This is a genomic window from Salmonella sp. HY31 (assembly GCF_042604575.1).
Lineage (GTDB): Bacteria > Pseudomonadota > Gammaproteobacteria > Enterobacterales > Enterobacteriaceae > Salmonella > Salmonella diarizonae.
The window spans coordinates 3,583,504-3,604,028 of the sequence record NZ_CP170479.1 but is presented as its reverse complement, the minus strand read 5'-3'; the positions used below and the strand labels follow the sequence as shown (position 1 = coordinate 3,604,028).

At 52.6% G+C, this 20,525-nt stretch carries 17 protein-coding genes and 2 pseudogenes; 15 read left to right on the top strand and 4 right to left on the bottom strand.

Annotation, left to right across the window (positions count from 1 at the left end; all coding sequences use genetic code 11):
* Positions 1-165: 165 nt before the first annotated feature.
* From ssaA to foxA, 7 genes and pseudogenes are all read left to right on the top strand, one after another.
* Positions 166-267 (top strand): small effector SsaA, encoded by a 102-nt coding sequence (ssaA, locus tag ACE15A_RS17140; RefSeq protein ID WP_023246108.1) that lies wholly within the window; start codon positions 166-168, stop codon positions 265-267.
* A 116-nt stretch (positions 268-383) separates the two neighbouring features.
* Positions 384-1,787: a cytochrome ubiquinol oxidase subunit I gene (locus ACE15A_RS17135; protein WP_023246109.1), complete on the top strand. Its 1,404-nt coding sequence runs from the start codon at positions 384-386 to the stop codon at positions 1,785-1,787.
* On the top strand, positions 1,784-2,794 hold the full coding sequence (cydB, locus tag ACE15A_RS17130; protein WP_053508602.1) for a cytochrome d ubiquinol oxidase subunit II: 1,011 nt from the start codon (positions 1,784-1,786) through the stop codon (positions 2,792-2,794). The genes ACE15A_RS17135 and cydB overlap by 4 nt, the downstream gene beginning before the upstream one ends.
* The gene (locus ACE15A_RS17125) at positions 2,740-2,925 is read left to right on the top strand and encodes a DUF2474 domain-containing protein (protein ID WP_305954967.1); all 186 of its coding nucleotides are present in this window, start codon (positions 2,740-2,742) and stop codon (positions 2,923-2,925) included. Before cydB ends, ACE15A_RS17125 begins: the two co-directional genes overlap by 55 nt.
* Positions 2,844-3,036, top strand: a pseudogene (locus ACE15A_RS17120) (hypothetical protein). Before ACE15A_RS17125 ends, ACE15A_RS17120 begins: the two are co-directional and overlap by 82 nt.
* Positions 3,037-3,131: 95 nt before the next feature.
* Positions 3,132-4,136 (top strand): ferrioxamine uptake transcriptional regulator FoxR, encoded by a 1,005-nt coding sequence (gene foxR / locus ACE15A_RS17115; protein WP_064055908.1) that lies wholly within the window; start codon positions 3,132-3,134, stop codon positions 4,134-4,136.
* 146 nt (positions 4,137-4,282) lie between these two features.
* Positions 4,283-6,391, top strand: a complete 2,109-nt coding sequence (gene foxA / locus ACE15A_RS17110; RefSeq protein WP_164984592.1) for a ferrioxamine B receptor FoxA — start codon at positions 4,283-4,285, stop codon at positions 6,389-6,391.
* A gap of 40 nt (positions 6,392-6,431) precedes the next feature.
* On the opposite strand, the gene ACE15A_RS17105 is transcribed toward foxA, so the two are convergent.
* A complete protein-coding gene (locus ACE15A_RS17105; RefSeq protein WP_023246114.1) occupies positions 6,432-7,064 on the bottom strand; it encodes a LysE family transporter in 633 nt (210 codons plus the stop codon).
* A 232-nt stretch (positions 7,065-7,296) separates the two neighbouring features.
* Between ACE15A_RS17105 and yahO the strand changes: the two genes are divergently transcribed.
* Positions 7,297-7,572 (top strand): DUF1471 family periplasmic protein YahO, encoded by a 276-nt coding sequence (yahO, locus tag ACE15A_RS17100; RefSeq protein WP_023246115.1) that lies wholly within the window; start codon positions 7,297-7,299, stop codon positions 7,570-7,572.
* Between the two features lie 139 nt (positions 7,573-7,711).
* Here the strand turns inward: yahO and prpR are convergent, their stop codons facing one another.
* Entirely contained in the window at positions 7,712-9,337 is a 1,626-nt protein-coding gene (prpR, locus tag ACE15A_RS17095) for a propionate catabolism operon regulatory protein PrpR (RefSeq protein WP_129382469.1), read from the bottom strand.
* 265 nt (positions 9,338-9,602) lie between these two features.
* On the opposite strand from prpR, the gene prpB reads away from it, so the two are divergent.
* From prpB to prpE, 4 genes are all read left to right on the top strand, one after another.
* Positions 9,603-10,487, top strand: coding sequence for a methylisocitrate lyase (gene prpB, locus ACE15A_RS17090; protein ID WP_023246117.1), 885 nt, complete (start codon positions 9,603-9,605; stop codon positions 10,485-10,487).
* Between the two features lie 93 nt (positions 10,488-10,580).
* Complete coding sequence (prpC, locus tag ACE15A_RS17085) at positions 10,581-11,750, top strand: 2-methylcitrate synthase (RefSeq protein WP_023246118.1); 1,170 nt, start codon at positions 10,581-10,583, stop codon at positions 11,748-11,750.
* Positions 11,751-11,789: 39 nt separating this feature from the next.
* On the top strand, positions 11,790-13,241 hold the full coding sequence (locus tag ACE15A_RS17080; protein ID WP_053508594.1) for a bifunctional 2-methylcitrate dehydratase/aconitate hydratase: 1,452 nt from the start codon (positions 11,790-11,792) through the stop codon (positions 13,239-13,241).
* A 40-nt stretch (positions 13,242-13,281) separates the two neighbouring features.
* Positions 13,282-15,093 (top strand): propionate--CoA ligase, encoded by a 1,812-nt coding sequence (prpE, locus tag ACE15A_RS17075; RefSeq protein ID WP_129382468.1) that lies wholly within the window; start codon positions 13,282-13,284, stop codon positions 15,091-15,093.
* A 146-nt stretch (positions 15,094-15,239) separates the two neighbouring features.
* Here prpE and hemB read toward each other — a convergent pair whose 3' ends face one another.
* Positions 15,240-16,214 (bottom strand): porphobilinogen synthase, encoded by a 975-nt coding sequence (gene hemB, locus ACE15A_RS17070; protein ID WP_053508591.1) that lies wholly within the window; start codon positions 16,212-16,214, stop codon positions 15,240-15,242.
* A 444-nt stretch (positions 16,215-16,658) separates the two neighbouring features.
* On the opposite strand from hemB, the pseudogene ACE15A_RS17065 reads away from it, so the two are divergent.
* Positions 16,659-17,044, top strand: a pseudogene (locus ACE15A_RS17065) (autotransporter outer membrane beta-barrel domain-containing protein); the annotation flags it as partial.
* A gap of 85 nt (positions 17,045-17,129) precedes the next feature.
* On the top strand, positions 17,130-17,753 hold the full coding sequence (iprA, locus tag ACE15A_RS17060; protein WP_053508589.1) for a hydrogen peroxide resistance inhibitor IprA: 624 nt from the start codon (positions 17,130-17,132) through the stop codon (positions 17,751-17,753).
* A 44-nt stretch (positions 17,754-17,797) separates the two neighbouring features.
* Here the strand turns inward: iprA and ampH are convergent, their stop codons facing one another.
* Positions 17,798-18,955, bottom strand: a complete 1,158-nt coding sequence (ampH, locus tag ACE15A_RS17055; protein ID WP_064055906.1) for a D-alanyl-D-alanine-carboxypeptidase/endopeptidase AmpH — start codon at positions 18,953-18,955, stop codon at positions 17,798-17,800.
* Between the two features lie 348 nt (positions 18,956-19,303).
* Here ampH and sbmA point away from each other — a divergent pair, with 348 nt between their 5' ends.
* On the top strand, positions 19,304-20,524 hold the full coding sequence (gene sbmA, locus ACE15A_RS17050; protein WP_023246124.1) for a peptide antibiotic transporter SbmA: 1,221 nt from the start codon (positions 19,304-19,306) through the stop codon (positions 20,522-20,524).
* Position 20,525: the final 1 nt, after the last annotated feature.

The window sequence follows — 20,525 nt, the reverse complement described above, 5'->3', positions numbered from 1 at the left end:
CGTTGACTTGAACGTTATCGTTTTACGTCTATTCTTAACTTTCAGCTAAGAGTATTTTGCTGAAACTGCAAATAGTCTTGAGAACGCTGTTTTTTTGTTTTGCCGTTATTTTTCATAATGGCTGGGTAGATATTGCCAATTGAATGTAACTAAGGGAGACATGTTATGCTAAATAAATACTACCGTTTCGCTGTCGAAAAAGACGACCCCTCCGAAGCGCCAGAATCGGGCGATAAGCCTGATAGCCAACCGCATAAAAAATCGTAATTTATCTGGATATTCCCCGGCGTTTTTACGTTTGGGGAAAATAACCGTTTCGTTTCAACCTGGTTGCGAACAGTGAATATTTTACACAAAGTGACTGTATATAAACGGGAGGGAACATGGAGTTTGATGCATTCTTTTTAGCGAGACTCCAGTTTGCCTTTACCGTCTCTTTTCATATTATTTTCCCCGCGATTACGATTGGCTTAGCCAGTTACCTGGTGGTACTGGAAGGTTTATGGCTAAAAACGCGTAATCCTGTCTGGCGCTCGCTCTATCAGTTCTGGCTCAAAATTTTTGCCGTCAACTTCGGGATGGGCGTGGTCTCCGGTCTGGTCATGGCTTACCAGTTCGGAACGAACTGGAGCGGTTTTTCCCAGTTCGCCGGCAGTATCACCGGGCCTTTATTAACCTATGAAGTGCTCACCGCATTCTTCCTGGAAGCGGGATTCTTAGGCGTGATGCTTTTTGGCTGGAACAAAGTCGGGCCGGGCCTGCATTTCTTGTCTACCTGTATGGTGGCGTTGGGCACGTTAATGTCGACGTTCTGGATTCTGGCATCTAATAGCTGGATGCATACCCCGCAGGGATTTGAAATTCATAACGGTCAGGTGGTCCCGGTGGACTGGTTCGCGGTGATTTTCAACCCGTCGTTCCCGTATCGCCTGTTGCATATGTCCGTTGCGGCGTTTTTAAGTAGCGCGATGTTTGTCGGCGCGTCCGCAGCCTGGCATTTACTGAAAGGTAACGATACGCCGGCTATCCGCCGTATGTTCTCGATGGCGTTATGGATGGCGGTCGTGGTGGCGCCCGTTCAGGCATTGATTGGCGATATGCACGGCCTTAATACTCTGAAGCATCAGCCGGTCAAAATTGCCGCGATTGAGGGGCACTGGGAAAATACGCCCGGCGAGCCAACGCCGCTTACGCTGGTAGGTTGGCCGGATATGGAGGCGGAACGGACCCGCTATGCGCTTGAGATCCCGGCGCTGGGCAGTCTGATCCTGACGCATAGCCTGGACAAACAGGTGCCTGCGCTAAAAGATTATCCCAAAGAGGATCGCCCCAACTCTACCGTGGTGTTCTGGTCTTTCCGTATTATGGTGGGCATGGGCGTACTGATGATCTTTCTGGGGCTGGCCAGCCTGTGGCTACGCTACCGACACCGACTGTATCATTCGCGGCCCTTTATGCACTTTGCGCTGTGGATGGGGCCGTCCGGGCTTATCGCTATCCTTGCTGGATGGGTGACGACTGAAGTAGGGCGTCAGCCGTGGGTGGTCTATGGCCTGCTGCGAACGCGTGATGCGGTTTCCGCGCACAGCACCTTGCAAATGAGCATCAGTTTGCTGGCCTTCTTTGTGGTCTATTCCCTGGTCTTTGGGGTTGGCTATATTTATATGATTCGCCTTATCCAGAAAGGGCCGCAGCCGGCGGAGACACCGACCGCTGAAACCGATGGCAGACCCGCGCGTCCTATCTCTGCCGTGGGAGAATCGCTTGAGCAGGAGAAACGCGAATGACCATCGTTCTTCCGGTTATCTGGTTTGCTATTATCGTGTTCGCCACGCTGATGTATATCGTGATGGATGGTTTCGATCTGGGCGTCGGTATCCTGTTTCCGTTTATTCGTGATAAACACGATCGCGATGTCATGGTGAACTCGGTCGCGCCGATATGGGACGGTAACGAAACCTGGCTGGTGCTGGGCGGGGCCGGGCTTTTTGGCGCGTTTCCGTTGGCTTATGCCGTCATCGCCGACGCGCTGACTATCCCGCTGGTGGTTATGCTGCTTGGTCTTATCTTCCGCGGCGTCGCTTTTGAATTCCGTTTTAAAGCTACCGAGTCGCATCGCGCTTTCTGGGATAAATCCTTTATCGTTGGGTCAATCCTGGCAACCTTTGCCCAGGGGGTTGTGGTGGGCGCGGTGGTGAGCGGTTTTCAGGTGGAAGGGCGAGCCTTTAGCGGTTCGCAGCTTGACTGGTTGACGCCGTTTAACCTGTTCTGCGGCGTCGGTCTGGTCGTCACCTACGCGCTGCTGGGCGCTACCTGGCTGATTATGAAAAGCGAAGATCCGCTACATAGCCGGATGTGCGCGCTGTCGCGCCCGTTGTTGATCATCTTGTTGCTGGTGATGGGGGGCGTCAGCGTGTGGACGCCGTTCACCCACGACGATATCGCCGAGCGCTGGTTCACACTGCCCAATTTATACTACTTCCTGCCGGTGCCTGTGCTGGTGTTGGCTTTTAGCGTCTGGCTATGGCGCAGCGTGAAAAAACCAGAATCCCATGCGCGTCCATTTATTCTCACGCTAGGGTTGATTTTTCTGGGGTTCAGCGGGTTAGGCATCAGTATCTGGCCGAATATTATTCCACCGGATATTTCGCTGTATGCCGCCGCCGCGCCGCCGCAAAGTCAACGCTTTATGCTGGTTGGGGCGCTGATAATCATCCCGATTATTCTGGCTTATACCTTCTGGAGTTACTACGTCTTCCGTGGAAAAGTGCGACATGGAGAGGGATATCACTGATGGTTAAAGTGAAAAAATGGTCGCGGCGAGTCGTATGGATGGTCGCGATATGGTGCGCCAGCGTGCTTCTGCTGGCGGGCGTCGGAATGTTGTTCAGACTGCTCATGACCTCCGCAGGGTTTCGCTCCTGACTGATACCACCCGGACGCGCTTTCGTCTCTGGCGAAAGCGCGTCTTTATCGACAGATCGGCGTTTATCGATCACGTTTGCTCGCCTTATCTCTCCCTTTAATAGCGGTTGATAATTATTCTCATCTTTATTGTCGTTCCCGTGCTGCAGTGATATGGTTACAGAGTAGCTAATGCTTTGGTATAACGCAGATAAACGGTATTGATAATGTCTCCGAGCTCCTGTCACTCTTCCGCATCCCCGGCGATGAAAAAGATCTTTTCCGTCAGCGACTTCATCGCGTTTGGCGAGCGGTATGGCATTGATTACCGCTTCCCGGCGTTACCGCAGTATACGCAGAGTAGTCCCGTACTTCATGGCGATATCGAAGAGATAGCGCTTCCCGGCGGGATTTGCATTACACGCTCGGATGTTCACGTGTTACAACCCTATGAAACCACCTCTCGCCATAGTAGTCCTCTGTATATGCTGGTAGTGCTGGAAGGTAACGTCGCGCTGGCGGTAAATGAGCAGACCTTTTTGCTGAGCGCGGGGATGGCGTTTTGCTCGCAACTTAGCGAGCAGCAGACGATGCGCGCTCATCACGACGCAGACAGTAAATTACGCACCTTATCGCTGGGAATGTACCCGGACGGCGGATGGCGGGAGCATTTGCCTGGCTCGCTGGCAGACGAGTGGGAAAATAGCGCTACCTCTGCGATGGTCTGGCAGGTGCCGGAGTTTCTTCTTTCGGGGCTACGCTATGCGCAGCAGCCCGGACATCATGCTGCGTCACGCCAGTTAATGCTGGAAGGCATCATGCTGCAATTGCTGGGCTATGCGCTAAATCTATGTCAGCCCGAAAAGCAAAAATGCGGACTTCCCGTCACTGGTGAATATCAACGGCTGGAGCTCATTCGGCGTTTACTGGAACAGACGCCGGAAAAAGCATACACGCTGAACGAACTGGCGCGTCGGGCGGCAATGAGTCCGAGTAGCCTGCGGTGTAAATTTCGCCATGCCTATGGTTGTACCGTGTTTGATTATCTGCGCGATTGCCGCCTGGCGCGCGCGCGTCGTTATCTGATGGAGGGATACAGCGTGCAGCAGGCAGCCTGGATGTCAGGCTATCAACATGCCACAAACTTTGCGACGGCATTTCGTCGGCGTTATGGCTGCTCGCCCGGCGAACTGCGTGACGCTTCCCTGACGTCGTCCCGACACTGTGCGTAACGTGCCCCGCCAGAGCGGTAATATCCGCCGCTAACCCGGTTTTCTGCCTCTTTTTATGATTTTTTATCATTGCGCATAGGCAATCTGGCGTTACGCATAGTGATTCATCACCTCTAAAGGGTAATAATTCTTATTTACAATAAGAGATACCTTTGGAGATGTTCATGTTTGCGACAACGCGTATAGCGCTATTGATAGGCGGAACTATCGGCGGCGCGACTTTTCCTCTTTTTGCCCAGGAAACAACAAAAAATGATACGGTCATTGTCACCTCGCCCGTACAGAGTGGCGCGACCAAGTTGGCGACGCCAGATATTGAAACGCCGCAGTCGGTATCCATTATTACCCGCCAGCAGTTTGAAGAGCAGGGCGCAACCAGCGTGCGTCAGGCGGTCAGCTACACCCCAGGTGTATACAGTAACCAGATAGGCGCCTCTAACCGCTTTGATTACATTGTATTGCGTGGTTTTTCGGACGGTAGTCTGGATAACGTCTATCTCGACGGGTTAAAAATGATGGGCGACACCAATTCGCACAGTTCGTTGGTGGTTGACCCTTGGTTTCTGGAGGATATTGAGGTGGTACGCGGCCCGGCGTCCGTTCTGTATGGACGTTCATCGCCAGGCGGCATTGTCGCGCTGACGTCGCGAAAACCGGCGTTTGATGCCGGGGGAGAGGTGAAGCTGTTTGCCGGCAATCACAACCAGCGCGGGGCGGCTTTTGATGTGACCGGCCCTCTGGATGACAATGAACGTGTGGCGGCGCGTCTTAGCGGCATGACACGTTACGCCGATTCGCAGTTTACCCCCTTGAAAGAGGAACGCTATGCGCTGATGCCGAGCCTGACCTGGCGAATTACCGATCGGACGCGTCTTGAGCTTATGGCCTATCTGCACCGTGATCCGCAAGGCGGTAGCCACTCCGGATTGCCTTATCAAGGCACGGTTGTACCCTATAACGGCGGCAAAATTTCTAACACCTTCTTTGAAGGTGAAGATGACTACGACAAATACGATCGCCGTGAAAATATGGTGGGTTATAACATCGAGCATCTGTTCGATAACGGCTGGTCGGTACGGCAAAAATTGCGTTATCTGCATACTAAAGTGGCGTTAAATCAGGTCTATGCCGCAGGTTGGTTGAATGAAACGGCGCTGAATCGCGGCTATTCCGGCTCCGGGGAGAAAATGTCGGCTATCGCGCTGGATAATCAGCTCGACGGCAGCGTGGATACCGGGGAGATTAACCATCGTCTGCTGGTGGGGATCGATTATCAGGATCGCAGCAATCATACCACTGGCTATTATGGCGCGTTTCCGCCGATTGACGCTTTCAACCCCGTTTATGGCGCTCAGCCGGATTACATTACGTTGTACAGCCGTGAAAAACATAAGTTGCGGCAGACTGGATACTATTTACAGGATCAGATGTCATGGGATCGCTGGCACTTTACGTTGGGCGGCCGTTACGATCGGGTCAGTGTGTCTAATATCGACAAACTTCATGATTCACGCAGCGATCTCGATAAAAACAACGTCAGTACCCGTGCCGCGTTGCTTTATCTGTTCGACAATGGCGTCGCCCCCTATCTCAGTTATTCTACCGCGTTTACGCCAACCAGCTTCGCCGACGAAAACGGCAATGTGCTGGAACCGATGAAAGGTAAGCAGTGGGAGGCGGGGGTAAAATACGAACCGCTGGGGTGGAACAGCCAGTTTAGCGCCGCCGTGTATCGTATTAACCAGACAAATATCGCGACCAAAGAAGAACCTACCGATCCGTACCGTTCGATTGGTGAAATTGAGTCTAAAGGAGTTGAACTGGAGGCCATTAGCCATTTGTCGGATAGCGTCCGTTTGCAGGCGGCGTATACCTATACTGATATCCGTTATAAGAAAAGTAGTCCGCAAGAGCAGGGTAAGCGCGCGGTTTATGCTCCACGGAACCAGGCCAGCGCCTGGCTAAGCTACGATGTGAAAAGCGGTCTGTTAGAGGGGCTGACTTTGGGCTCCGGCATCCGGTACGTCAACGGCGTGACCAGCGATCGCCTGAATACTCATACGTTGCCGTCCTATACACTGGTCGATATGGTGGTAGGGTATGATTTATCCAGCATTGGGTTAAATGGCTTAAGCGCCCAGCTCAACGTAAATAACCTGACGGACAAACGTTATGTCGCTGCCTGTAATTCGCTCTCTTATTGTTATTTTGGCGCCGAGCGTAGCATTGTAGGCAGCGTTTCATGGGCGTTTTGATAACGCTTATTGCCCGGTAGCAAACGCTACCGGGCAAGCATTAGCGGTGCGTCACGCCTTCATAGAGAAGTCTGAGCGCAAACATCCCGATAATAGCGCCGATAACACGACTGGCAATGCGCTGTATTCGCCCATAAGCACGGCGGACTGCGGGGAGCGAAAAGGCCTGGCTGAGAAAAATACGCCAGATAACGGATGACAGCACAATCCCGGCCCAGGCCATTAACCTTGCCCATGTGGGCGTTTCTGCGTTAAGCGTTACGGAAAAAATACTGATAAAAAACAGTACGGTTTGCGGATTAGATAAATCTGTCATTAATCCCCGGCGAAAGAAAATCGTCCACGGGGCGGCAATCGGTGCCTGGAGCGTGCTCATTTGCGGCGTCGCCTGGTGGCGAATACTGTTCCAGGCGAACCATAATAAATAGGTGCCGCCGACAATTTTGATAAGAGAAAATACCGCTTCGCACTGCGTAATGAGCGTCGCCAAACCGAAAAGCCCCAGCCCGGAATAAAAGGCGTCTCCCGTGGCGACGCCCAGGCCGGTTATTACCCCCGCCCGGCGTCCTGATGCGAGGCTGGTTTGCACCACCACAAACAGATTTGCGCCGGGATTAAAAAAGGTTAATACAAACAGACTGACGGTAAGCACAACGGCATGAAACGGCTCCATAGACAACTCTTCCCTTAGCCTCAAGAAATAACGTTCATCTTATTAATAGTCAAACCAGACGATTGCGAGTGAGATCACAAAGCAGTAGCATTTTTAATGCGCGTAGTTACGCCGACAGAAGGGAGGCTGACTGGATTTTTCCAGCAATCTACACTACTTATTTAATCAGTCCGAACGGCATTTTTGTTCTGATAAAGCGATGATGGCGTAATAATAAAACGAGGGTTTTGCTATGAAAACTGGCTACAAGGTTATGCTTGGCGCATTAGCGTTTGTCGTGACAAACGTCTATGCCGCAGAAATGATGAAAAAAACGGACTTTGATAAAGTCGCTTCGGAATACACGAAAATTGGCACTATTTCTACCACCGGGGAAATGTCGCCGCTGGACGCCAGAGAAGATTTAATTAAAAAGGCGGATGAAAAAGGGGCGGATGTAGTGGTGCTGACGTCCGGACAGACAGAAAATAAAATTCATGGTACGGCTGATATTTATAAAAAGAAATAAAAGCGTTGCATCATAAAAATACCCGCCTGGGTTTCCGGCGGGTATTTTTATTCCTGGCTGGCAACCGGCATCCATTTTGTCGGATGACGGCCTGCAGTAAACGTAGTGCCATCAGGCGTTCAGGACATTGTCATTTGTCTTAATTACCCGACTGGTTTTTGGCACATGCTTTTAAACGACGCCAAAGGGGGGTGCGGCTAATCCCCAGATAACGCGCCGCAGCAGTCTTATCGCCATTAAAGCGCGCCAGCACATCCTGCAACGTGAGTGCATCCACGATTGAAGGCGTCAGTTCTGCTGTATTCACCATAAGTTCAGGTAATAATTGCCGCATAAATTGCCTGTCCAGCGTTGGCGCGGGGTCGACGCTTAAAAAAAGCGCCAGGCGCTCCATCATATTACGCAGTTCGCGAATATTACCGGGCCAGCGCCAGGCCAGCAATAGCGGCTGACACTGCGTCAATCCATGACGTACCGATTCGGTAAACGGAATTTCTATCGCCGCCAGCGACTGTTTTAAAAAGCTTTCCGCGAGCGGCAAAATATCAGCCTGCCGCTCGCGCAAAGGAGGAAGCGTCAGGCGTAGAATACTCAGGCGGTAAAATAGATCGGTACGAAAACGTCCTTGCACTATCTCCCGATCCAGATCGCAATGTGTAGCGCTGATCACCCGGACATCCACCGGGATCGGCTGGTGTCCGCCGACGCGAGTGACGGCTTTTTCCTCCAGTACACGTAAAAGTCGGGTTTGTAACGGCAAGGGCATTTCGCCGATTTCATCAAGAAACAGCGTGCCGCCGTGCGCGATTTCAAACAGCCCCGCTCGGCCTCCTCGTCGTGAACCGGTAAATGCGCCCTCTTCATAACCAAACAGTTCCGCTTCCAGCAACGACTCGGTAATCGCGCCGCAATTGACGGCGACAAAGGGAGGGGATGGCTTATTCTGACGGTGAGGCAGGCGGTGAAAAAACGTCTGGTGAATCGCCTGCGCCGTCAGCTCTTTCCCGGTCCCCGTCTCCCCCTGAATCAGCACTGCCGCACGGGAGCGGGCATAGAGTGTAATCATCTGGCGGACCTGCTCCATTTGCGGCGAATGGCCGCGTATATCGCCCAGTTCATACCGGGTTTGTAATCCCTTGCCGGACGGATAATCAACGCGCTGGCGCCGTGTCAGACGGGTCATATCCAGCGCATCATGGAAGGCCTGACGAACGGTCGCCGCGGAATAAATAAAGATGGCGGTCATTCCCGCCTCTTCCGCCAGATCGGTAATTAATCCCGCCCCGACGACAGCCTCAATACCGTTGGCCTTAAGTTCGTTAATTTGCCCGCGCGCGTCCTCTTCGGTGATATAGCTTCGCTGTTCAAGACAGAGGTGAAACGTTTTCTGAAAGGCAAGTAAAGCCGGAATGGTCTCCTGATAGGTCACGATGCCGATAGATGAGGTGAGCTTTCCCGCTTTCGCCAACGCCTGTAACACATCGAATCCGCTGGGCTTGATGAGGATCACCGGTATTGACAGGCGACTTTTTAAATAGGCGCCGTTAGAACCCGCCGCGATAATCGCGTCGCAGCGCTCGGTCACCAGTTTTTTGCGAATGTAGGTCACCGCCTTTTCAAAGCCGAGTTGAATAGGCGTGATGGTCGCCAGATGATCGAATTCCAGACTGATATCCCGAAACAGTTCGAACAGACGCGTTACGGAGACCGTCCAGATCACCGGTTTATCGCTATTATCGCGCGGAGCGCTGTGGGCAGTCGTCATCGCAGTAGGTTCATCTTTAAGGGGCGAGTTTTTGTTTTAAACATGTTTCATGAATGTTGCAATGAAACGGAACGATTCGTTTCATGAAACGTTAGCTGACACGTTTTTCTTTTTCCTTAATCGCGCCTATTCATAACAGGGATTGCTGTAATTATCTGTTTTTAAATCTCATTGTATTTAATTTTCTCGCTGCCTCTTTGCCTGGCATAGCCTTTGCTTTGGTTAATATATCTTGAGTAACAATTTACTAACATGAGGATCGAATATGTCTCTACATTCGCCGGGGCAGGTATTTCGCGCCGCGCTCGCCAAAGAGAATCCATTGCAAATTGTCGGCGCTATCAATGCTAATCATGCTCTGTTGGCCCAACGGGCCGGGTATCAGGCGATCTATCTTTCTGGCGGCGGCGTAGCAGCGGGCTCGCTCGGACTGCCGGACCTGGGGATTTCGACGCTGGATGATGTGTTAACCGATATCCGGCGCATCACGGATGTTTGTCCGCTGCCGCTGTTGGTGGATGCGGATATCGGCTTTGGCTCCTCCGCCTTTAATGTCGCGCGGACGGTAAAGTCCATAGCCAAAGCGGGCGCCGCCGCGCTGCATATTGAAGACCAGGTTGGCGCTAAGCGCTGTGGACACCGTCCAAACAAAGCGATCGTCTCGAAAGAGGAGATGGTGGACAGGATTCGGGCGGCAGTGGATGCGCGCACCGATCCGAACTTTGTGATCATGGCGCGTACCGATGCGCTGGCGGTGGAAGGGCTGGAGGCGGCTCTCGATCGCGCGCGGGCTTACGTAGACGCGGGGGCTGACATGCTGTTCCCGGAGGCGATCACCGAACTGTCGATGTACCGCCAGTTCGCCGACGTGGCGCAGGTGCCGATCCTCGCCAACATCACTGAGTTTGGCGCGACACCGCTGTTTACTACCGACGAGTTACGCAGCGCAAACGTGGCGATGGCGCTCTATCCGCTGTCGGCGTTTCGCGCCATGAACCGCGCCGCAGAAAAAGTCTATACCGTACTGCGCCAGGAAGGGACGCAAAAGAACGTGATCGACATCATGCAGACCCGCAACGAGCTGTATGAAAGCATCAATTATTACCAGTTCGAGGAAAAACTCGACGCCCTGTACGCCAAAAAATCGTAGGCCGGATAAACGCAGTGCCATCCGACAATGCCTGATGGCGGCTGCGCCTTATCAGGCCTACGCCCTACACATTACAAAAATGACGAGGACACTATGAGCGACACCACGATCCTGCAAAATAATAACCATGTCATTAAGCCAAAAAAATCCGTCGCCTTGTCTGGCGTACCTGCCGGGAACACCGCTCTGTGTACCGTGGGAAAAAGCGGTAACGATCTGCACTATCGCGGTTACGACATTCTCGATCTGGCGGAGCACTGCGAATTCGAAGAAGTCGCGCATTTACTGATCCACGGAAAATTACCGACTCGCGACGAGCTGAATGCTTATAAAAGCAAATTAAAAGCGCTGCGCGGATTACCCGCCAATGTCCGTACCGTTCTGGAAGCCTTACCGGCAGCGTCGCACCCGATGGACGTGATGCGGACCGGCGTTTCCGCGCTGGGCTGTACCCTGCCGGAAAAAGAGGGACATACCGTCTCCGGCGCACGGGATATTGCCGATAAGCTGTTGGCCTCGCTCAGCTCAATCCTCCTCTACTGGTATCACTACAGCCACAACGGCGAACGTATTCAGCCGGAAACCGACGATGATTCCATCGGCGGCCATTTCTTGCATCTGCTACATGGTGAAAAGCCAACTCAAAGTTGGGAAAAGGCGATGCATATTTCGCTGGTGCTATACGCCGAGCATGAGTTCAACGCCTCGACGTTTACCAGCCGGGTGATTGCCGGGACCGGTTCGGACGTCTACTCCGCGATTATCGGCGCGATTGGCGCGCTGCGCGGCCCGAAACACGGTGGGGCGAATGAGGTGTCGCTGGAAATTCAACAGCGTTATGAAACGCCGGACGAGGCGGAAGCGGATATCCGTAAACGCGTGGAAAACAAAGAGGTGGTGATTGGTTTTGGACATCCGGTTTACACCATCGCCGACCCACGCCATCAGGTGATCAAACGGGTAGCGAAACAGCTTTCAGAAGAAGGCGGCTCGCTGAAGATGTACCACATCGCCGACTGTCTGGAAACCGTGATGTGGGAGACCAAAAAGATGTTCCCCAATCTCGACTGGTTTTCGGCGGTCTCCTACAACATGATGGGCGTCCCTACCGAAATGTTCACCCCGCTGTTTGTCATCGCCCGCGTTACCGGCTGGGCGGCGCACATTATTGAACAGCGTCAGGACAACAAAATTATTCGTCCTTCCGCCAATTATACCGGCCCGGACGATCGCGAGTTTGTCGCAATCGACGAACGTTGCTAATTCACTCTTATTAAAAATAAAACGCAGGAAACGTACCCTATGTCTACCCAACAACTGAACATCCGCCCGCAATTCGACCGTGAAATCGTGGATATCGTTGATTACGTTATGAATTACGAAATCTCCTCAGAAGTCGCGTATGACACTGCGCATTACTGTCTGCTCGACACGCTCGGCTGTGGTCTGGAAGCTTTGGAATACCCAGCCTGTAAAAAATTGCTTGGGCCGATCGTGCCAGGCACCGTGGTGCCCAACGGCGCACGCGTGCCGGGCACCCAGTTCCAGCTCGATCCGGTACAGGCAGCCTTTAACATTGGCGCGATGATCCGCTGGCTCGATTTTAACGATACCTGGCTTGCCGCCGAGTGGGGCCATCCTTCCGACAACCTGGGCGGTATTCTGGCGATCGCGGATTGGTTGTCACGCAACGCCATCGCCGCCGGCAAAGCGCCGCTGACCATGAAACAGGTATTGAGCGGGATGATCAAAGCCCACGAAATTCAGGGCTGTATCGCGCTGGAAAACGCGTTTAATCGTGTCGGGCTTGACCATGTGCTGCTGGTCAAAGTGGCCTCGACCGCGGTGGTCGCTGAAATGCTGGGGCTGACGCGCGATGAGATCCTCAACGCGGTATCGCTGGCGTGGGTGGATGGGCAGTCGCTGCGCACCTATCGCCATGCGCCGAATACCGGTACGCGTAAATCCTGGGCGGCGGGCGACGCTACCTCACGCGCGGTGCGCCTGGCGCTGATGGCGAAAACTGGGGAGATGGGTTATCCGTCAGCGCTGACGGCGAAAACCTGGGGCTTCTACGACGTTTCATTCAAAGGCGAAACGTTCCGTTTCCAGCGACCTTACGGCTCCTACGTGATGGAAAACGTGCTATTCAAAATTTCCTTCCCGGCAGAATTCCACTCGCAAACCGCCGTCGAAGCGGCGATGACGCTGTATGAGCAGATGCAGACCGCGGGAAAAACGGCAGCGGATATCGAGAAAGTGACCATCCGCACCCACGAAGCCTGTCTCCGCATTATCGATAAAAAAGGCCCGCTCAATAACCCGGCGGACCGCGATCACTGTATCCAGTATATGGTTGCCGTGCCGTTACTGTTCGGACGGTTAACCGCGGCGGATTATGAAGACGAGGTGGCGCAGGACAAGCGTATTGACGCCCTGCGCGAGAAGATCGTGTGTTATGAGGACCCGGCTTTTACCGCCGACTATCACGACCCGGAAAAACGTGCTATCGGCAATGCGATCACCGTGGAGTTTACTGATGGCTCATGCTTTGACGAGGTTATCGTGGAGTATCCGATTGGTCATGCGCGTCGCCGCGCCGACGGTATTCCGAAGCTTATCGAAAAATTTAAAATTAACCTGGCGCGTCAGTTCCCGACTCGCCAGCAGCAACGCATTCTGGATGTCTCCCTGGATAGAGCCTGCCTGGAGCAGATGCCGGTTAACGAATACCTCGATTTATATGTCATCTGAGCCAGCCAGCAGTAAGGCGTAAGTTCAACAGGAGAGCGTGATGTCTTTTAGCGAATTTTATCAGCGTTCCATTAACGAACCGGAGGCGTTCTGGGCCGAGCAGGCCCGGCGTATCGACTGGCGACAGCCGTTTACGCAGACGCTGGATCATAGCCGTCCACCGTTTGCCCGCTGGTTTTGCGGCGGTACCACTAACTTATGTCATAACGCCGTCGACCGCTGGCTGGATAAACAGCCGGAGACACTGGCGCTGATTGCCGTCTCATCAGAGACCGATGAAGAGCGTACGTTTACCTTCAGCCAGTTGCATGATGAAGTCAACGTTGTGGCCGCCATGTTGCTGTCGCTGGGCGTGCAGCGTGGCGATCGCGTATTGGTCTATATGCCGATGATTGCCGAAGCGCAGATAACGCTGCTGGCCTGCGCGCGCATTGGCGCGATCCATTCGGTGGTCTTTGGCGGTTTTGCCTCGCACAGCGTGGCGGCGCGAATTGACGATGCCAGACCGGCGCTGATTGTGTCGGCGGATGCCGGGGCGCGCGGCGGTAAAATCTTGCCGTATAAAAAGCTGCTTGATGACGCCATCGCGCAGGCGCAGCATCAGCCGAAGCACGTTCTGCTGGTGGACAGAGGACTGGCGAAAATGGCGCGGGTCGCCGGGCGCGATCTGGATTTTGCCACGTTGCGCCAGCAGCATCTCGGCGCGAGCGTGCCGGTGGCGTGGCTGGAATCCAATGAAACCTCGTGTATTCTTTATACCTCCGGTACTACCGGCAAACCGAAAGGCGTCCAGCGCGACGTCGGCGGCTACGCGGTGGCGCTGGCAACCTCAATGGACACCATCTTCGGCGGCAAAGCGGGCGGCGTGTTCTTTTGCGCATCCGACATCGGCTGGGTCGTTGGCCACTCCTATATCGTTTACGCGCCGCTGCTGGCAGGTATGGCGACTATTGTTTACGAAGGGCTGCCGACGTACCCGGACTGCGGGGTCTGGTGGAAGATTGTCGAGAAATACCAGGTTAGCCGGATGTTCTCCGCCCCGACCGCGATTCGCGTGCTGAAAAAATTCCCGACGGCGCAAATCCGTAATCACGATCTCTCCTCGCTGGGGGCACTTTATCTGGCCGGGGAGCCGCTGGACGAGCCGACTGCCGCCTGGGTGACGGAGACGCTGGGTGTGCCGGTCATTGACAATTATTGGCAGACGGAGTCCGGCTGGCCGATCATGGCGTTGGCGCGCGCGCTGGACGACAGGCCGTCGCGTCTGGGAAGCCCAGGCGTGCCGATGTACGGTTATAACGTTCAGCTACTCAATGAAGTCACCGGCGAACCCTGCGGCATAAATGAAAAAGGAATGCTGGTAATCGAAGGGCCGCTGCCGCCGGGCTGTATTCAGACTATTTGGGGCGACGATGCGCGTTTTGTGAAGACTTACTGGTCGCTGTTTAACCGCCAGGTTTATGCCACCTTCGACTGGGGAATTCGCGATGCCGAGGGCTATTACTTTATTCTTGGCCGTACCGATGATGTGATTAATATTGCTGGTCATCGACTGGGGACGCGAGAAATAGAAGAAAGTATCTCCAGTTACCCGAACGTGGCGGAAGTTGCGGTGGTGGGGATAAAAGACGCTCTGAAAGGGCAGGTGGCGGTGGCGTTCGTCATTCCTAAACAGGGCGACACGCTGGCGGATCGCGAGGCGGCGCGCGGCGAGGAAAAAGCGATTATGGCGCTGGTGGACAACCAGATCGGTAACTTTGGTCGTCCGGCTCATGTCTGGTTTGTCTCGCAGCTCCCCAAAACGCGCTCCGGAAAGATGCTTCGCCGCACGATCCAGGCGATCGAGGAATAACCGTAGGCCGGATAGACCGCGTTGTTGGCGCTATCCGGCGACGGGTCAGTGCCAAAGATTGAATATTGGGGGAGACAGGTACTGTAAAGTCGGGAAAGGGCGGCAGAGCACCGGAAAGGGCGGCAGAGCACCGCCCTGTGACAGAATTAACGCAGAATGTTTTTCTCAGCCAGATCCAGCGCGAAGTAACTGAAAATCAAATCGGCGCCGGCGCGTTTAATCGAGCCCAGACTTTCCAGCACGACCCTTTCTTCATCAATGGCGCCAGCCATAGCAGCAAATTTAATCATGGCGTATTCACCGCTCACCTGGTAAGCGCCAAGCGGCAACTCTGTGCGTTCGCGGATTTCACGCAGCACGTCCAGATACGCGCCGGCCGGTTTCACCATTAAGCAATCCGCGCCCTGGGCTTCGTCGAGCAGTGATTCGCGAATTGCTTCACGGCGGTTCATCGGATTCATTTGATACGTCTTGCGGTCGCCTTTTAACGCGGTACCCGCTGCTTCACGGAAGGGGCCGTAGAAAGAAGAGGCGAACTTAGTGGAGTAGGACATTATTGCCGTATCGGTAAAACCGGCGGCGTCCAGCGCCTGGCGGATGGCCTGGACTTGACCATCCATTGCCGCAGAGGGCGCAATAAAATCTGCTCCAGCCGCCGCCGCGACAACGGCCTGCTTACCGAGGTTGGCCAGCGTCGCATCGTTATCCACACCGTGTTCGCACAACACGCCGCAGTGACCGTGCGAGGTGTATTCGCAGAAGCAGGTGTCGGACATGACGATCATCTCCGGCACGGTTTGCTTACAGATGCGGGACATTCTCGCTACCAGGCCGTCTTCTTTCCAGGCATCGCTGCCGGTGTCATCAGTATGGTGAGAAATGCCGAAGGTCATAACGGAACGAATACCAGCATTTGCGATACGTTCAATTTCTCGCGCCAGGTGCTTTTCCGGGATGCGCATTACGCCAGGCATGGCGTCAATAGCTTTGTAATCGTCGAGTTCTTCTTCAACAAAGATCGGCAACACCAGGTCGTTCAGGCTGAGTGTTGTCTCTTCAAACATGGCGCGCAACGCAGCGGATTTGCGCAGGCGGCGAGGGCGATGGATAAGGTCTGTCATGGTCTGCCTGATGTTTGTGGAATCGAAGGCCTAGTATACCTGAATCTGTAGGCAGATGTTTTACGAAAACGGTCCTTAACGCAGCGGGCGCAACGCTAGCGCCGGAAGATAATGGTACTGGTTTATATACTGGAAATTAATATTTTAAAGTGTGACGCATTTTTAGGAGCAATTAATTTTGCAGTAATTTTAGTTTTATTTCATTTCTTTTTAAGTAAGAGACGTACTGTCTGTTATTCATGTTTATGTTGTATTTCTATTAAATATATTATTCTTATATGTATTCCATTTTCTTGACTTGCTTGCAACTTGCTGAAATAAAAGTTATTTTTATAGTTTTATTTCGCTTTTGGAAACGTATTTAATTCATGTCCGAATCCGGACTGAGGGTAAAGAATAATTGAACCTTTCAGCGATGACGCCGCATAATCGTCCTTGCTAAATGAAAAAAACACCGTTGGTACTTGTCTGACCAGCGTTCGTCATGGTCTGGCGGATAATGGCGGCGCAGGGGGAAGCTACTTTGACGGTAACTTGAGTTACTCTCGCTTCAACAACGACTTATCTGCTAACATGAGCGACGGTACTTACGTTGACGGCAACACCGCTTCTGACGCTTGATTTCAAACTGGCTTACGTTTACGACGACTCCAACAGCGATGCTGACGTAAACGACGACTCTATCGACATTGGTATAGAAGGCGCTGCGGCTGGATACTCAGTTCAGCTTCACGAAGGACTTCAGCACCTACAACGATGCTAACAACCTCGGCGGCGGTGATGTTGAGCAAGACTGGTCTGCAAACGTTGGTATTAAATATACTTGGTAATTCATTTCTCTCAGGAGAAATAAAGGTAATTTAAACTGAAAAATGCCCGTCAAGGACCTGACGGGCATTATTGCAAGGAATGCATATGTTATCTTTAAGCAAGCCACTCCAGGAATTCAGGAAACTCGATAAATGCCTTTCTAAGCATGGTACACGTTTCGAATTTGTTAACGATAAAGAGATTATTTGTTCACCTGATGAAAGTAACACCCATACCTTTGTTATTTTAGAGGGGGTTGTTTCGTTGATCCGGGGTGATAAAGTTCTTATTGGTATTGTGCAGGCCCCCTTTATTTTCGGCTTAGCCGATGGTGTGGTGAAAAAAGAGCCTCAATATAAATTAATTGCGGAGAGCGGTTGCATCGGTTATCGCCTCTCATCATCACAAACTCTCGCTATCATTGAGCAGAACCAACTGTGGCGTGAAGCATTCTGCTGGTTAGCATGGAAAAGTCAGGTACTGGAACTTCGTGACAGGCAGCTCATTGGTAATAATTCTTACGACCAGATTCGGGCGACGTTAATAACAATGATTGAGTGGGATGAAGAACTTCGCTCACGTATTGGTGTTATGAATTATATTCATCAACGAACGCGCGTATCGCGATCGGTGGTGGCGGAAGTACTCGCGGCCCTGCGTAAGGGTAATTATATTGAAATGAATAAAGGCAAACTGATCAGTATTAACCGTTTGCCCTTCGAATATTAACAAAAATGTCGTGCCTCGTCTGATATACGGCGAAGCACGACGACTCAGGATGCAGGAATGATAATGGGTTTATTGCCGCTTAACTCAGTAACCAAATCGTTAATACCGTCGCTCATATTGGTAAATCGAGTGAGGGGGGGACGGGTTACGACCACAAAAGCGCCAATATTATATTGTGGGATCATCGCCATATAGGTAATAAAACCGCCGCCGCCGCCCGTTTTCTGGATAATGCCAGGACGTCCGTCTTTTGGCGCCATATAGACCCAGCCCAGACCGAGTGCGTCGGCTTTACCCGGTACGTCCATCCCAATCATTTTTTTTAGCTGCGTGCGCTGATAAATCAACGTTTGCATACGATCGGCCTGATGGCTACGGTGATAGAAATCTGACGACAGATACTGTTGCATCCAGCGCATCATATCTCCTGGCGTAGAATAAACCCCGCCGCTGCCGATGGCTGCCAGCGTATTATTACAGGGGCTTGCGCCTTTCTCTGCCACCATCAGACGCTTACACTGATCGGGAGAGGGAGTAAACGTGGTGTCTTTCATTCCCAGCGGGCGGGTAATCTTTTCTTCAAACAGTTGCGTATAAGGTTTGCCGGAGGCGGCCGCCAGCGCGTCGGCTAACAGATCGAACGCCAGATTGGAATAGGCCGCCTGCGAGCCCGGTGCTACTTTTAAGGCCGCTGTGGAGATCCAGTTCCAGCGTTGTTCGCGGGTTGGCCAGACAAATACCGGACGATGCGCCGCGCCGCCGGGCTGTTCTCGCGGAAGCGCGCTGGTATGGGTCGCTAAGTTGACCAGCGTAATCGGCGTGCCTTGATACGTCGGGACATGCGCGCCGGGAGGGGCATATTTGCTAAGAGGATCGTTTAATTTTACCGTTCCCTGATCGAGCAATTTCACCAACATTTCACTGGTCATTAGCTTGGTGAGAGAAGCGATACGAATAACCGAATCAAGCTGTGGACGAACATTATTGCCCGGTCTGGTTTCACCGAAACTACGAAACACGCGTTGATTGCCGTCGATTACCACCAGCGCCATGCCCGTGGCGCCGCTACCATAAAAGATATGCTCGGCGTAACGATCAACGATATCAGAGGCAAAAACTGGATCGGCAATCGGCTGAGCCGCCTGGACAGAAGTAAGTGATGCCGCAAACAGTGTGGCAGTAAAAAGCAGACTACGTTTCAACGGTGATGTCCATAAATGAAATAACGGAGGTTATGCGTATTTATACTACCCGGCGGCACATTGCAAAGTGTTAAAGAGAAAAAAGTGGGTGAGAAAACGTAACGGCGGGTTTTCGTGATGGAGAATGTTTACTTTAGTGATATCGCGCTTGTGATAACGCTGATAGCGTTAGCCGGCATGCTCATGTATGAAACTCGTCGAAACAATTCTATTGAGCAGAAGTGCGAACTAAGCGTCACAACGTAGGTCACAATGCCTGGTTTAGCCCTTTCATTTGCCAGGGCATGGCTTGATATTGCCGTCGTCACAGTAGCCGTAATAAAGATAAGAAGTTAGCAGGAGAGCATGATGTTTAAATCTTTTTTCCCAAAGCCAGGGCCGTTTTTCATTTCAGCGTTTGTTTGGGCGCTGATCGCCGTCATTTTCTGGCAGGCGGGAGGAGGAGATTGGGTGGCGCGACTTGTGGGAGCATCCGATAAGGTGCCTATCAGCGCCGCGCGATTCTGGTCGCTGGACTATCTGATTTTTTATGCTTATTACCTGATTTGCGTTGGTTTATTTGCAACGTTCTGGTTCATCTATAGCCCGCACCGCTGGCAGTACTGGTCGATACTTGGCACCTCGCTCATTATTTTTGTCACCTGGTTTTTGGTGGAGGTCGGCGTCGCGGTTAACGCCTGGTACGCGCCGTTCTATGATTTGATTCAAACGGCGCTCAGCTCGCCGCACAAGGTAACTCTTGGTCAATTTTATTATGAAGTGGGGGTGTTTCTCGGTATTGCGCTTATCGCCGTGGTGATCGGCGTGCTGAACAACTTTTTTGTCAGCCACTATGTATTTCGCTGGCGTACCGCAATGAATGAGCACTATATGGCGCACTGGCAGTATCTGCGCCATATCGAAGGGGCCGCCCAGCGTGTGCAGGAAGACACCATGCGTTTTGCCTCTACACTGGAGAATATGGGCGTGAGTTTTATCAATGCCATTATGACGCTCATCGCCTTCTTGCCGGTGTTAGTCACCCTGTCAGCGCATGTGCCGGATTTACCTGTCGTGGGACATGTTCCTTACGGCCTGGTCATTGCCGCCATAGTCTGGTCATTAATGGGTACGGGCCTGCTGGCGGTCGTCGGGATCAAATTGCCGGGGCTGGAATTTAAAAATCAGCGAGTGGAAGCGGCTTATCGTAAAGAGTTGGTCTACGGCGAAGATGACGCCAGCCGCGCCACGCCGCCAACCGTCCGTGAACTGTTTAGCGCGGTGCGCCATAACTACTTCCGTCTCTACTTTCACTATATGTATTTCAACATTGCGCGCATTCTCTATTTGCAGGTTGATAACGTTTTCGGTTTGTTCCTGCTGTTTCCTTCCATTGTTGCCGGTACGATTACGCTGGGTCTGATGACGCAAATCACCAACGTGTTTGGCCAGGTGCGCGGTTCGTTCCAGTATTTGATTAACTCCTGGACGACGCTGGTGGAGCTGATGTCTATCTATAAACGTTTACGTAGTTTTGAACGCCAGTTGGATGGTCAGCCAGTTCAGGATGTGACCCACTCTTTTAGCTAAC